This is a genomic window from Neorhizobium sp. AL 9.2.2, assembly GCF_013317225.1.
GTDB classification, from domain to species: domain Bacteria; phylum Pseudomonadota; class Alphaproteobacteria; order Rhizobiales; family Rhizobiaceae; genus Neorhizobium; species Neorhizobium soli.
The window spans coordinates 687,921-702,394 of sequence record NZ_JAALXU010000003.1; the positions used below are offsets into that span (position 1 = coordinate 687,921).

At 60.7% G+C, this 14,474-nt stretch carries 10 protein-coding genes; 7 read left to right on the forward strand and 3 right to left on the reverse strand.

The annotated features are described in order from the left end of the window. Positions 1-12: 12 nt before the first annotated feature. Positions 13-489, reverse strand: coding sequence for a transcription elongation factor GreA (gene greA, locus G6K99_RS10080; RefSeq protein WP_062457929.1), 477 nt, complete (start codon positions 487-489; stop codon positions 13-15). A 242-nt stretch (positions 490-731) separates the two neighbouring features. Here greA and G6K99_RS10085 point away from each other — a divergent pair, with 242 nt between their 5' ends. The 3 genes from G6K99_RS10085 to G6K99_RS10095 all read left to right on the forward strand — a co-directional run bounded on the left by G6K99_RS10085 (position 732) and on the right by G6K99_RS10095 (position 3,893). Then, entirely contained in the window at positions 732-1,964 is a 1,233-nt protein-coding gene (locus tag G6K99_RS10085) for a putative DNA modification/repair radical SAM protein (RefSeq protein ID WP_062455876.1), read from the forward strand. Continuing rightward, on the forward strand, positions 1,964-3,415 hold the full coding sequence (locus G6K99_RS10090) for a UdgX family uracil-DNA binding protein (protein ID WP_174196812.1): 1,452 nt from the start codon (positions 1,964-1,966) through the stop codon (positions 3,413-3,415). The genes G6K99_RS10085 and G6K99_RS10090 overlap by 1 nt, the downstream gene beginning before the upstream one ends. 100 nt (positions 3,416-3,515) lie before the next feature. Continuing rightward, positions 3,516-3,893: a DUF6693 family protein gene (locus G6K99_RS10095; protein WP_062455881.1), complete on the forward strand. Its 378-nt coding sequence runs from the start codon at positions 3,516-3,518 to the stop codon at positions 3,891-3,893. A 4-nt stretch (positions 3,894-3,897) separates the two neighbouring features. Here G6K99_RS10095 and G6K99_RS10100 read toward each other — a convergent pair whose 3' ends face one another. Both G6K99_RS10100 and carB read right to left on the reverse strand, forming a co-directional pair. Then, positions 3,898-5,466: an MFS transporter gene (locus G6K99_RS10100; protein ID WP_174196450.1), complete on the reverse strand. Its 1,569-nt coding sequence runs from the start codon at positions 5,464-5,466 to the stop codon at positions 3,898-3,900. Positions 5,467-5,572: 106 nt separating this feature from the next. Next, positions 5,573-9,061, reverse strand: coding sequence for a carbamoyl-phosphate synthase large subunit (gene carB, locus G6K99_RS10105; protein WP_062576875.1), 3,489 nt, complete (start codon positions 9,059-9,061; stop codon positions 5,573-5,575). Positions 9,062-9,309: 248 nt separating this feature from the next. Between carB and G6K99_RS10110 the strand changes: the two genes are divergently transcribed. The 4 genes from G6K99_RS10110 (at position 9,310) to G6K99_RS10125 (ending at position 14,436) form a co-directional block, all read left to right on the forward strand. Then, positions 9,310-10,323, forward strand: a complete 1,014-nt coding sequence (locus tag G6K99_RS10110) for a phosphatase PAP2 family protein (RefSeq protein ID WP_062455890.1) — start codon at positions 9,310-9,312, stop codon at positions 10,321-10,323. 71 nt (positions 10,324-10,394) lie between these two features. Next, complete coding sequence (locus G6K99_RS10115; RefSeq protein ID WP_174196451.1) at positions 10,395-11,642, forward strand: MFS transporter; 1,248 nt, start codon at positions 10,395-10,397, stop codon at positions 11,640-11,642. A 100-nt stretch (positions 11,643-11,742) separates the two neighbouring features. Continuing rightward, on the forward strand, positions 11,743-12,639 hold the full coding sequence (locus tag G6K99_RS10120) for a neutral zinc metallopeptidase (protein WP_174196452.1): 897 nt from the start codon (positions 11,743-11,745) through the stop codon (positions 12,637-12,639). 381 nt (positions 12,640-13,020) lie between these two features. Next, entirely contained in the window at positions 13,021-14,436 is a 1,416-nt protein-coding gene (locus G6K99_RS10125; protein WP_174196453.1) for an MATE family efflux transporter, read from the forward strand. The last annotated feature ends 38 nt before the right edge of the window (positions 14,437-14,474 follow it).

Genomic DNA, 14,474 nt, shown 5'->3' on the forward strand with positions numbered 1-14,474 from the left:
TTCCACGAGCGATCAGCCCCAGGAAATGGCAAGGATCTCGTAGGCCTTGGAGCCGCCGGGGGCGACGACTTCGATACTGTCACCCTTTTCCTTGCCGATCATGGCACGGGCGATGGGCGAGGAGATCGAGATGCGACCAGCCTTCACGTCGGCTTCCTGATCGCCGACGATTTGATAGGTCTTTTCCTCTTCGGTATCCTCATCGATCAGCTTGACGGTTGCGCCGAACTTGATCGTGGAACCGGACATCTTGGAGAGATCGATCACTTCGGCGCGGGCCGTGAAATCTTCCAGCTCGCCGATGCGGCCTTCGTTGTGGCTCTGGGCTTCCTTGGCCGCGTGGTATTCGGCGTTTTCCGAAAGGTCACCATGGGCGCGCGCTTCCGCAATCGCTTCGATGATGCGGGGACGCTCCTCCTGCTGGCGCCAGCGCAGTTCTTCCTGCAACTGGGTAAACCCCTTCGGCGTCATCGGTACCTTTTCAACCATTTTCTTGTCCTTAAGGCGCATGTCCGCGGATGCCGCGGACACAAAAAGAAACAGGTTCCGGAGCGGTAACTTCGGAACCATCTGCAGCATCTGAATTTAGGGCATCATAACAGAATTTCGACTGCTCCCGCTAGGAAAATCGAAATGGTGTCAGATGCGCCAGCTGGAGTTGAATGAATCAAACGTCCCTCGATTTGTCAACGGGTTGACGCAGTCATAAAGAACATATAGAGAACGTACTAATGAAGAAGTCGCTGAAAGAACGGTTGGCGATCCTGTCGGACGCTGCCAAGTACGACGCCTCCTGCGCCTCCAGCGGGACATCAAAGAGAGATTCGTCGGTATCCGGCGGTTTGGGTTCGACCGAAGGGTCCGGCATCTGCCATGCCTATGCCCCGGATGGCCGCTGCATCTCGCTTCTGAAAATCCTTATGACGAATTTCTGCATCTACGATTGCGCCTATTGCATCAATCGTTCCTCCAGCAATGTCGAGCGGGCCCGGTTCACGCCCGAAGAGGTTATCTGGCTGACGCTGGAATTCTATCGGCGCAATTATATCGAGGGTCTGTTCCTGTCGTCGGGCATTATCCGCTCGTCCGATCACACGATGGGCGACATGGTGCGGATCGCGCGGGAATTGCGGACCGTTCATAATTTTCGCGGCTACATCCATTTGAAGACGATCCCAGAAGCTTCGCAGCAGCTGATCGAGGAGGCGGGGCTTTATGCCGACCGTCTGTCGATCAACATCGAACTGCCGACCGACGCAGGGATCAGCCAGTTTGCGCCGGAAAAGCGGCCCGCCAATATTCGTCGCTCGATGGGCGATCTGCGCCTGAAGATCGAGGAAATGCGCGATCCGACGCTGCAGACCAAGCGTCGCAAGCGGTTCGCGCCTGCCGGCCAGAGCACGCAGATGATCGTCGGGGCAGACGGCGCCAACGACGCGACGATCCTCGGGACGAGCGCCAGACTTTATGGCAGCTACAGCCTCAAGCGCGTCTACTACTCGGCCTTCAGCCCGATCCCGGACTCCTCGAAGACACTGCCGCTGATCAAGCCGCCGCTGATGCGCGAGCATCGGCTCTATCAGGCTGACTGGCTTTACCGGTTCTACGGGTTCGAGATCGGCGAGATTACGGCGTCGACGGAAAACGGCATGCTGGATCTGGACCTTGATCCGAAGCTTGCCTGGGCGCTCGGCAACCGCGACAAGTTCCCGGTCGATGTGAACAGGGCGGACAAGGAGACGCTGCTGCGGGTGCCGGGTTTCGGGACCAAGACCGTCGGAGCGATCCTGTCGTCGCGCAGGTTTCGCAAGCTGCGACTGGAGGATTTAAAGCGGCTGAGCGTGTCTCTGAAGAAGGTACAGCCCTTTATCACCTGCGAAGGGTGGACACCGCGCAAGCTTGCCGACCGGGCCGATCTGCGATCCATGTTCCAGCCAAAGCCGGAGCAGCTGTCGCTTCTATGATGTACCGAGTCTTGTTGCGGGGGAGAGGCGATCTGACCGAGTGGCGCGATGCTGCGCGTGCCTATCTCGCCGCCGGCATCGCACCTGATCGTGTCGAGTGGCGCACGATGGACGACACGGACGGATTGTTCGGGCTGGACGGCAACCAGTTGCCTGAGCCTGTCGACAAGCCGGTGACGCAGGGTGTTCCTCCAGCCTTTCTGAAGCTTGCCGCCTCGGTCATCTGCCATTCCGATCCGACGCGGTTCTCGCTTCTCTACCGGATGCTGTTTCGCATGGCGCACGGGCGCAATTTTCTGGGTATGGCGACCGATCCGGATGTGGTTGCGGCAAACCGGATGGCGAAATCGATCGGCCGCGACTATCACAAGATGACCGCCTTTGTCCGTTTCAAGGAAATCCCGCTGCCGGAGGGTGTTGCCGGACGCCGGCGCTTTGTTTCCTGGTTCGAGCCTGATCATTTCATCATCGACCGTGTGGCCCCGTTTTTCCAGCGTCGTTTCAACGACATGGACTGGCTGATCGTGACGCCCAGGGGTTCGGCGTCCTGGGATGGCGAGACCCTGCGGACCAGCGATGAGCCCGCCGAAAAGCCAGACCTTCGCGACGACACGGACGATCTGTGGCGGACGTACTATGCCAATATCTTCAACCCCGCGCGGCTGAAGGTGAAGATGATGATGTCGGAAATGCCGAAGAAGTACTGGAAGAACCTGCCCGAGGCAGAGCTTATTCCGGGCATGATCGCCAGCGCCGAGGCAAGTGTGATCGAGATGGGACGCAAGGCGGCGAGCGAACCCCTGGCGTTCCACCATCGCATCCAGGAAGCCGCAGCACGGGTGCCAATGCCAGAAGGGCCGACCGCCGGTACAATCGAGGCATTGCGGGAGGAAGCACGTCGCTGCACCCGCTGCGACCTCCATTGCATGGCGACCCAGACGGTTTTCGGCGAGGGGCCCGTCAATGCCAAGGTGATGATCGTCGGCGAGCAGCCGGGCGATCAGGAGGATCTGGCCGGGCGTCCCTTCGTCGGGCCGGCGGGCAAAGTGTTCAACGAGGCGGTGAGCGCGGCCGGGATCGACCGGACGCAATTCTACATCACCAATGCGGTGAAGCATTTCAAATACGAGCCACGCGGCAAGCGGCGCATTCACCAGAAGCCAAATATGGGCGAGGTGCAGCAGTGTCGCTGGTGGCTCGTCCAAGAACTCGATCTGGTGCAGCCCAAGCTGGTCGTCGCGATGGGTGCGACCGCGCTGTTTTCACTGACCGAGATGCGCCACAAGCTGGAGGACGTCCGGGGCAGGCCGATTGCCATGCAGAACGGTCGGATGCTGTTTGTCACCGTGCATCCGTCCTACCTGCTTCGCATCCCCGATCTGGGGCGAAAGGCGGAGGAGGTGGCGCGGTTCAAAGAGGATATCGTGGCAATCGGACGGTTGGCTTCGTAAGCGAAGCATCAGGTTCATTGGCGGGCCCAGGTTTCAATTGACTTCGTCTTAAAATGAAAGCTGTATTCGGCGGGGTCTCTCAAGACTATAGCTGGGGAATATGTCGAATACAGACGTTGCGGTCACGCCGCCATTCAAGACGCAACCTTTCGGATCCACGCTTCGGTGCGAATATTCGCTAATGGAGGCGGTCGGGTATATCATACTCTGGGTGATCATCAGTGTATTGACACTTGGGATCGGTGCGTTCTTCGCGGTTTACTACTTCTACAAGAGCATCATCAACAAGACCTACCTGATCGGCCGGGACGGCCAGCGGATCGCGCGGCTCGAATGTGAACTCAACCTGGCGGAGATGATAGGTCATATCCTGATCTGGATCCTGATCTCCATCGTGACGCTCGGGATCGGTCTTGTGTTCTACGTCTTCCGCACCTTGCGGCTCTGCTTCAACAGGACAAGGCTCGTTTATATCTGACAGCTCAGTGTCCCGAGCCGATCGCGCTTTCGTCGATATGGGCGCGGGCGTAGATCGTGCGAGCAGTCGCTGCGAGGATAAGCAGGACCAGTGAGGCGAGGAGGCAGCAGCTGGCAAAACCCGTCGAGAAGGATTGCCGGGCGGCCTCCAGCCAGACCGGGCCTTCGCCTGCCTGAAGAGCGCTTCCGCCGAGCCCGCGGGCCGTCTCGACGGCGCCGCCGATGGTCGCCCTGACCGTTGCTGCCTGGGCAGGGTCGAGGCCGGTCACATCCGCGCCATCCATTAGAATGCGATAGACCAGTGTGCCGAAGCTGCCGAGAAGGGCGACACCGAGGGCGCCGCCGAATTCGGCGCTGGTTTCGGAAATCGCCGAGGCCGAGCCGGAGCGTTCCGGTGGCGCGGTGCCGACGATCAGGCCGGTTGTCGTCAGGACGACCGGCACGAAGCCGATGGCGATGATCATGGTCGAGCCGAGGACGCCGTAGAGGCTCTCGGAATAGGCAGCGATCGACATGGAGAACATGCCGGCCGCGTTGATGACGAGACCGATGAGGACGGTGTTGACCGGGCCGAACCGGTTGGTGAAACGGTAGGCCTGCAGCGACATTACGGTAAAGACGATCGATGACGGGATCGACCAGAGGGCGGCTTCGAGCGGCGACAGGCCGAGAACGAACTGCAGGAAGAGGTTCTGGTAGAGAAACACCCCGAAGACGAAGAACATGCCCGCGAGATTGACGAGAAGCGAGGCGGTGAAGGCGGGGATGGCAAACAGCTTGAGGTCGATCAGAGGCTGCGTCAGGCGCTTCTGACGGCGGATGAACAGGTAGCCGAACGCAACGCCGACCGCGATCGGGATCAGATGCTGGCTCTGGAACCCATCTGCCGCCATGTGCTTGAAGCCGTAGATCACCGGCAGCACGGTGGCGAGCGACAGGACGACGCTGACGAGATCGAGCTTGGCACTTTCCGGGCTTTTGTATTCCGGCAGGAGGAACGGGGCGACGACCAGAAGCACCAGCATGATCGGAATGTTGATGAGAAACACCGAGCCCCAGTGAAAATACTGCAGGAGAAAGCCGCCGAGGAGCGGGCCAATTAGTCCGCCCAATGCGAAAGCTGTTCCCCAGATGCCGATCGCCCGGTTTCGCTCGGCTTCGTTCTTGAACAGGTTGACGATCAGCGACAGGGTCGAGGGCGCGATCGTCGCACCGGCGATGCCGAGAAGTGCACGGGCGGCGATGAGTTCCTGTGCTGTCGAGGAGAAAGCGGCAAGTGCCGAGGCGATCCCGAAGGCGAATGCGCCGATCAGCAGCACGCGGCGGCGGCCGATCCGGTCTCCGAGCGTGCCCATGGTGACGAGAAAACCGGCGACCATGAAGCCGTAGATGTCGTTGATCCAGAGCAGTTCGGACGCGGACGGGTCGAGATCGGCGACGATCGCGGGGACGGCGAGAAACAGGATGGACAAGTCCATCGAGTAGATCAGGCAGGCGATCGACAGGACGCAGGCACCGATCCATTCCCGGCGACCGGCAGGCTCGTGGCCCGGATGTTGCGACGGCGTCTGCATCGTTCCTCTCCCAGATATCGGCTTGCGGATTTACCGCACGTCTCAGGATCGGGCAACCGCGGGGCCAGCAAAGAAAACGGGCGCCAGAGGCGCCCGTTGGAGAGTGTTACGCGAAGTAGCTTTGCAGCGTACGCACTTCGAGATTGCCGGCCTTCAGCGCCTTGATCGCCATCGCAGCGGATTCGGCACCTGAAATCGTCGTGTAATACGGCACCTTCTGCATCAACGTTGCACGGCGCAGCGATTTCGAGTCCGAGATCGCCTTGTTTGAATCCGTCGTGTTGATGACAAGCTGGACCTGGCGGTTGCGGATGGCATCCTCGATATGCGGGCGTCCTTCCAGGACCTTGTTGATCTTGGTCGACTCGATGCCGTTTTCGGCGAGGAAGCGGGCGGTACCGCCGGTGGCGATGACCTTGAAGCCTATTTCCTTCAGCATGCGGATGGCCGGCAGCACGCGTGGCTTGTCGTCGTCGCGGACCGACACGAAGACCGCACCGTCGCGGGGCAGTTCGACGCTTGCACCGAGCTGGCTCTTGGCAAAGGCGAGCGCGAAGTCCGTATCGAGACCCATCACTTCGCCGGTCGAACGCATTTCCGGTCCGAGCAGGATGTCGACGCCGGGGAAGCGGGCAAACGGGAAGACCGCTTCCTTGACGGCGATGTGCTTCAGGTTGCGCGGATCGGGCTTGGTGCCGTAGGCCGCAAAGATCGCGTCGAGCTTTTCGCCGGCCATGGCACGGGCGGCGATCTTTGCGATCGGCGCGCCGATGGTCTTGGCCACGAAGGGGACGGTGCGCGAGGCACGCGGATTGACTTCGAGCACGTAGACGGTGCCGTCCTTGATGGCGAACTGGACGTTCATCAGGCCGACGACGTTAAGCGCCTTGGCCATCGACGTTGCCTGGCGTTCCAGCTCGTCGATCATCTCGTTGGACAGCGTGCGCGGTGGCAGCGAGCAGGCGCTGTCGCCCGAGTGAATGCCGGCTTCCTCGATATGCTCCATGATACCGGCGACATAGACGTCGGTGCCGTCGCAGAGGCAGTCGACATCGACTTCGATGGCGTTGGAGAGGTAGCTGTCGAACAGAAGCGGGTTCTTGCCGAGCAGCGTGTTGATCTGGCCGGTCTTGTCGTTCGGATAGCGCTGCTTGATATCCTCAGGCACCAGTTCCGGCACCGTATCGAGCAGGTAGCTCTGCAGCTGGCTTTCCGAATGCAGGATCTGCATGGCGCGGCCGCCGAGAACGTAGGACGGGCGAACGACCAGCGGGAAGCCGATTTCCGAAGCCACGAGGCGGGCCTGCTCGACCGAGTAGGCGATGCCGTTGTTCGGCTGCGTCAGGTCGAGCTTCATCAGGAGCTTCTGGAAGCGGTCGCGGTCTTCGGCCAGGTCGATCATGTCAGGCGCCGTGCCGAGGATCGGGATGCCGTTCTTTTCGAGCGCTTCGGCAAGTTTCAGTGGCGTCTGGCCACCGAACTGTACGATGACGCCGACGACTTCACCCTTTTCCTGTTCCGCGCGGAGAATCTCGATGACGTCTTCTGCGGTGAGCGGCTCGAAATAGAGGCGGTCGGACGTGTCGTAGTCGGTCGACACGGTCTCGGGGTTGCAGTTGATCATGATCGCTTCGTAGCCGGCATCCTTCAGAGCGAAGGCGGCATGGCAGCAGCAATAGTCGAACTCGATGCCCTGGCCGATGCGGTTTGGACCGCCGCCGAGGATGACGACCTTCTTCGCAGTCGAGACTTCGGCTTCCGAGCGCAGTTCGCCGACGAACGGCGTCTCGTAGGTCGAGTACATGTAGGCGGTCGGCGAGGCGAATTCGGCAGCGCAGGTATCGATGCGCTTGAAGACGGGCCGCACGTTGAGCGCGTTGCGCAGTTCCGCGACTTCCTTCGGGCGCTTCTTGGTCAGGCTGGCAAGGCGGGCGTCGGAGAAGCCCATGGCCTTCAGCATGCGCAGGTTCTCGGCATCGGCAGGCAGGCCGTGTTCGCGAACGCGGGCTTCCATGTCGACGATCGCCTTGAACTGGGCGATGAACCACGGATCGATCTTGCAGGCTTCATGCACTTCGGCTTCGGAGAGACCAAGACGGAGAGCCTGGGCGACCTGGCGCAGACGATCCGGCGTCGGCGTGCCGATGGCGGCGCGGATGGCGTTCTTGGAGCCTTCGCCCTCTTCCATGCCGGGGATCTCGATCTCGTCGAGGCCGGTCAGACCGGTTTCGAGACCGCGGAGCGCCTTCTGCAGCGATTCGGCAAAGGTACGGCCGATTGCCATGACTTCACCGACCGACTTCATGGCCGTGGTGAGGACCGGCGAGGCGCCCGGGAATTTCTCGAAGGCAAAGCGCGGGATCTTGGTGACGACGTAATCGATCGACGGCTCGAACGAGGCAGGGGTTGCGCCGCCTGTGATGTCGTTGTCGAGTTCGTCGAGCGTGTAGCCGACGGCAAGCTTTGCCGCGACCTTGGCAATCGGGAAGCCGGTGGCCTTGGAGGCGAGCGCCGAAGACCGCGACACGCGCGGGTTCATTTCGATGACGACAAGACGACCATCGGCCGGGTTGACCGCGAACTGGACGTTGGAACCGCCGGTCTCGACACCGATCTCGCGCAGGACCGCGATCGATGCGTTGCGCATGATCTGGTATTCTTTGTCGGTCAGCGTCAGGGCCGGTGCGACGGTGATCGAGTCGCCGGTGTGGACGCCCATCGGGTCGATGTTTTCGATCGAGCAGATGATGATGCAGTTATCCGCGGTGTCGCGGACCACTTCCATCTCGTATTCCTTCCAGCCGAGAACCGATTCCTCGATCAGCACTTCGGTGGTCGGCGAGGCATCGAGGCCGCCGCCGATGATCTCGAAGAATTCCGAGCGATTGTAGGCAATGCCGCCGCCGGTGCCGCCCATGGTAAAGGACGGGCGGATGATGGCGGGTAGGCCGACGACGTCGATAGCCTGTGCCGCAATCGCCATCGCGTGGCTGATATAGCGCTGCTTGCGGTCGGTTTCGCCGAGGTTCCACTGGTTTTCGAGCGCGTCGAGCGCCTTGTCGAGCTCGGCGCCGGACAGTTCGGCCTTGACCTTGTTGCGCTCGGCTTCGTGCGTCTTGCGGTCGGCATCCTTGATGTCGGTGGCGTTGGCCAGCATCGACTTCGGGGTTTCGAGGCCGATGCGGCTCATGGCTTCGCGGAAGAGGGCGCGGTCTTCGGCCATGTCGATGGCGGCGGGCTTGGCGCCGATCATCTCGACATTGTAGCGGTCGAGCACGCCCATTCTCTTAAGCGAAAGCGCCGTGTTCAAGGCCGTCTGGCCGCCCATGGTCGGCAGAAGCGCGTCAGGGCGTTCCTTGGCGATGATCTTGGCCACCACTTCCGGGGTGATCGGCTCAATATAGGTGGCATCGGCCAGGCCCGGATCGGTCATGATCGTTGCCGGGTTGGAGTTGACCAGAATGACCCGGTAACCCTCTTCGCGCAGCGCCTTGCAGGCCTGGGTGCCGGAATAGTCGAATTCGCATGCCTGGCCGATGACGATCGGGCCCGCCCCGATGATGAGGATCGATTTGATGTCTTGGCGCTTCGGCATGATCTCTATCCACTTTTTTCTGCGCGAAAAACCGGCACGGGGCGTGAAGCTCCGGTCGGGTGGCGTGCGCATGTTTTTTCTGGCTAGACGCGGCTTATAGGGAAATGTGCCGGGGAACGGAACCCCATAATTGAGCATATCGACAGGAATTGTCCGGATTGGACGTTGCACACGCAACATTCGGTGTCAGGCTGGTTTTAACTTTCGACGGATACACTCGTGCTGTTTGTGCAAGGTAGTCTGACGTCATGGATTTGGAACTGATCAGGGCGCGGTACGGGTTGCTGTCGCTCACCGTCGCCTCCTATGTGGTGGCTTTCGGATTGGCGCAGATTACCGGACTGAAAGTGGATTATGCCGGCGTCGGCAGGTCCGCGGGTTACTTTGTCGCATTGCTCGTCGTCGTCGGGTTTTACTGTCACGTCCGCAAGCTGAATGCGATGACGTTCGTTCTCGAAACGGTCACCTGTACTCTGCTTCTCATCGTGCCGGTACTCGTCTCTACCTATCTCAGCATCCGGGTCGGCATGCCGACTGCGGACGCGGTGCTTATGTCGTGGGATGCGGCACTTGGCCTGTCATGGCGAGGGTTCATAGCATTTGTTGATGCAAGGCCGTTGCTGGCTGAGATCCTCGGCCTCGCGTACCTGTCGTTTTCGTTCCAGTTGCTCCTGATTCCGGTCGTCCTCATCGCGACGGGGCGTCCTTTGCGTGCCTATCAGATGGCGATTGCATACGCGGTGCTATGCTACATCTCGAGCGTGATATCGATCTGGTTTCCGGCACTTGGAGCCTATGTCGTGTACGGTGTCGAGCCAGAGCAACTGACAAGCATCAACGCGTATTTCAGCTTTTTCTTTCTCGATCAGTTCAATGCCTTGAGGACAGATCCTGATTTCATTTTCAGAATGGAGGAGGTCGCCGGCATTTTGACATTCCCATCCGTGCACGCCGCAGTCGCCGCACTTTGCGCCTGGGCCGCATGGGATCTTAGATTCGCGCGCTATCCGATGATGGTGATCAACATCCTGATGGCTGTTGCGGCTGTTTCGCATGCCAGTCATTATTTTGTCGATGTGCTGGCAGGCGGGGTCGTCGCCGGCGTTTCCATCGTTGCCGTCAAACGGCTGACACGGGGACCAAACAGATCGCCGGTAATGGAAAACCAGGCTCTGTCACAGCCTCGACGAGACCCGTTTCCGAACCACGATCGTACCGTTTGCTCCCGTCCTGACATGGACAGGCCTGATTTGCCGCTCTAATCCTTGGCATACGTCAATATTTGCAGCGGCAACGATCCTTGAAGGACGAACACCCGCGCGGAGGAGCCCCGATGGCGGATGCCACGTCCAGACCCGTTGATGCAGCTGCAACCGTGCAGCCGGAAAATTCGGCTTCCGCCGCCCAGGCGGACAAGACTGTGATGCCGATCATTTTTGCGGTCAGCTTCTGCCATATGCTCAACGACATCATGCAGTCGATGATCTCGGCGATCTATCCGATGCTCAAGGCCGACTACAATCTCGACTTCTGGCAGATCGGCATTCTGACGCTGGCCTTCCAATGCACCGCCTCGCTGCTGCAGCCGGTGATCGGCATCATCACCGACAAGAAGCCGTTTCCGTATTCTCTGCCGATCGGCATGGGGGCGACATTTGTCGGCCTGTTTCTGCTGGCCGGTTCGCATGTCTATGTGATGCTTGTGGTGGCGGCGGCGCTGATCGGCATTGGGTCGGCGGTGTTTCATCCGGAATCGTCCCGGGTGGCGAGGCTGGCGTCCGGCGGGCGCTATGGTTTTGCGCAGGCGACCTTTCAGGTGGGCGGCAATTTCGGTCAGGCGATCGGGCCGCTTCTGGCCGCCTTCATCATCGTGCCGATGGGGCAGGGCAGCGTCGCCTGGTTTTCGGCAATCGCGCTCCTCGGCATCGTGATCCTCTCCTGGGTCGCGCGCTGGTACAAGGCGCATATGCTGGCCAACAAGGGGCGCAAGAAGAGCCTTGGCATCCACAGCCTGCCGCGGCGCACGGTGATGGTTGCGCTGGTCGTGCTGGCGATCCTCACCTTTTCGAAGAACATCTACATGGCGGCGATCGGCAGCTATTACACGTTCTTCGTTATCGAGCGCTTTGGCGTCACCGTGCAGTCGTCGCAGATCATGCTGTTCGTGTTTCTGGGCGCGACGGCGCTGGGCACGTTGATCGGCGGTCCGATCGGCGACCGGTTCGGCTCCAAGGTGGTGATCTGGATCTCCATTCTCGGCGTGCTGCCGTTCACGCTGGCGATGCCGTTCGCCAATTTGCCGATGACGATCGTGCTGTCGGGTATTGTTGGGCTGCTGATGGCGTCGTCGTTTCCGGCCATTATCGTGATGGCGCAGGAGCTGGTGCCTGGCCGGGTCGGGATGATCGCCGGCATCTTCTTCGGGCTCGCATTCGGCATGGGTGGCATTGCCGCCGCCGTGCTCGGCATCATCGCCGACCACAGGGGCATCAGTTTTGTCTATTCCATCTGCGCTTTTCTGCCGGCGCTTGGCCTTCTCACCGTCTTCCTGCCCAGCAAGGCGCAGCTCAGGGTCGCCTGAGCCAACAGCCTGACATCCCGACATGGATATTTGGCGGGCCTGTTCTATATCGTCGTCAGGGATCATTTCCGACCGAACTTATTAGAACCTGGGGTGCGATATGGAATGGAAAGGGCGTCGGCAATCCGACAATGTCGAGGATCAACGGGGTGCCTCGATGGGTGGCCGCGGTGGCGGTTTCCGCATCCCGATCGGTGGCGGCGGACGTGGCGGCGGTGGGCTTAGCATCGGCGGTATCGTCGTCGTTTTGATCATCTGCTGGGTGACCGGCATCAACCCGCTGACGCTTTTGTCGGGTGGCGATACCGGCATGGATACGGGCACCAGCACCACGCAGCAGGCGCCGCGTACGCCGGCTGACGACGAGATGACCGGTTTCGTCCGCACCGTTCTTGCCGACACCGAAGATACCTGGAACGAAATTTTCCAGAGCAATGGCGCTCGCTACGAAGAGCCGACGCTGGTTCTGTTTGGCGGCCAGGTCAAGTCTGCCTGCGGTTTTGCATCTTCGGCAAGCGGCCCGTTCTACTGCCCGGGTGACCGCAAGGTTTATCTCGATACGGAGTTCTTCAAGGAACTCAGCCAGCGGCTTGGGGCCGGCGGCGATTTTGCCGAGGCCTATGTGGTTGCCCACGAAGTCGGGCATCACGTTCAGAATTTGATCGGCGTGCTGCCGAAATTCAACCAGGCGCGACAGAGCATGAGCGAGACCGAGGCCAACCGCATGTCGGTTCGTGTCGAGCTTCAGGCCGACTGCTTTGCAGGCGTGTGGGGCAAGCGGACCCAGCAGAAGGGCTTTCTCGAAAGCGGCGATCTGGAGGAGGCTTTGAACGCCGCCCAGCAGATCGGCGACGATACGCTGCAAAAGCGCAGCCAGGGCTATGTCGTGCCGGAAAGCTTCAACCACGGAACATCCGCCCAGCGTTCGCGCTGGTTCAAGAAGGGCTTCGACACCGGCGACATGAAGGCCTGCGACACGTTCTCGGGTAATGTCTGAGCAGTGATCTCTGCTGCTCCGGCGAGCAGCAGAGCCGTGATTTAGAGATCAATCTTCGAAAAATCGTGTGGGCGGCGAAACCGATCGCCCGCACTTTCCCGGTTTCGGCGTGCTCGACTGCGCAAAGCCGGGGCCTATGCCGGGCTGCATTCGGCACCAGCCGGCGGCGATGGACAAGGCCGAGAATCCTTGCCGCACCATCCTCCCATCGATCGGTCCGTCAGACCTGTCACGTCACCCATCAACGTTAGTGAACTTCGCCCTACAATTTTTGCTGGATCGGTGCCGAGCCTTGATGAACCCCGATGCCTTCTTTATAGGCAGGGTACCGTGCCGCTGACCGTTTCTGGAAGCGGCTTTTTCCATTTGTAGGATTTATCGATGTCGGGCTTGCCGAACACTGCCGGTGCATCTGCGCCGCATGACGCCGTCATTACGGATCGTTCCTTGTCGTCGCATCTGCGCGGCACGTTTGCGCTCGGCATCCCGCTGGTGGGAGCCCAGCTTGCGCAGATGGCGATCCATACGACCGACGTCATTCTGGTCGGCTGGCTTGGGACGACCGAACTTGCCTCCGTGGTCATTGCGACGCAGCTGTTTTTCGTCGTTTTCATCTTCGGCACCGGGTTCACCAGCGCCGTCGTGCCGCTGGTTGCGCAGGCGCTCGGCCACGGTGACCGGATCGGCGTGCGCCGGTCGGTGCGCATGGGGCTGTGGGTGGTGATTGCCTATTGCACGGTTGTCGCGCCGCTGCTCTGGTTTAGCGAACCGATGCTGCTCGGCCTTGGTCAGGCGCCCGATGTCGCGGCCAATGCGCAGAGCTATCTGCGCATTGCGCAATGGGGCATGTTCCCGGCGCTCGGCCTGATGGCATTGCGCAGCTTCGTGACCGGGCTGGAGAAGGGCGGGATCGTTCTCTACATCACGATCGGCATGTTCATCATGAACGCGATCGTCGCCTATCTGCTGATCTTCGGTCATTACGGAGCGCCGCAGCTGGGTCTTCATGGCGCGGCGATCGCAGCCGTGTCCGCCAACCTGGTCGGCTTCCTGATCGCGATTGCCTATGTGCAGGCGCAGCCCGCCATGCGCGCTTATGAACTCTTCGTGCGCTTCTGGAAGCCTGACTGGTCGATGGTTCGGGAAGTCTTCCTGCTCGGACTGCCGATCAGCTTCACGATCCTTGCCGAAACGAGCCTGTTTGCGGCGGCTTCGCTGATGATGGGCAGTATCGGCAAGCTCGAGCTTGCCGCCCATGGGATTGCGCTGCAGCTTGCCTCGATCGCCTTCATGGTGCCGCTGGGTCTGGCGCAGGTCGCAACGGTTCGGGTCGGTCTTGCCAACGGTCGTGGCGACATGGTCGGTGTTCGAAGGGCCGGTGGGGCCGTGCTGATCGTCAGCATCATCTTCACGGCGATCGGCGGTGTCCTTTACGCCGTGATGCCGGGCGCGCTGGCGGGGCTTTTCCTCGACACCAGCCAGCCGGACGCCGCTGCGGTGCTCGCGCTCGCCACACCGCTGATTGTCATTGCCGGCATCTTCCAGCTGGTCGACGGGCTGCAGGCCGTAGGGGCCGGGCTTTTGCGCGGATTGAAGGATACGAAAGTGCCGATGCTGCTGGCGCTGATCGCCTACTGGCCGATCGGCTTCGTCTGCGCCTGGGTGTTCGCATTTCCGCTCGGCTATCGCGGCGAGGGTGTCTGGTTCGGTTTCGTGATCGGCCTTGCCGCCGCAGCTCTCTTCCTGTGCGGACGGTTCTGGATTCTTTTGCAGCGTCATAAGCAAATGGCCCGCTGAGAGCAGCGGGCCATCTGATTGAAACCGTGACTTGAGAA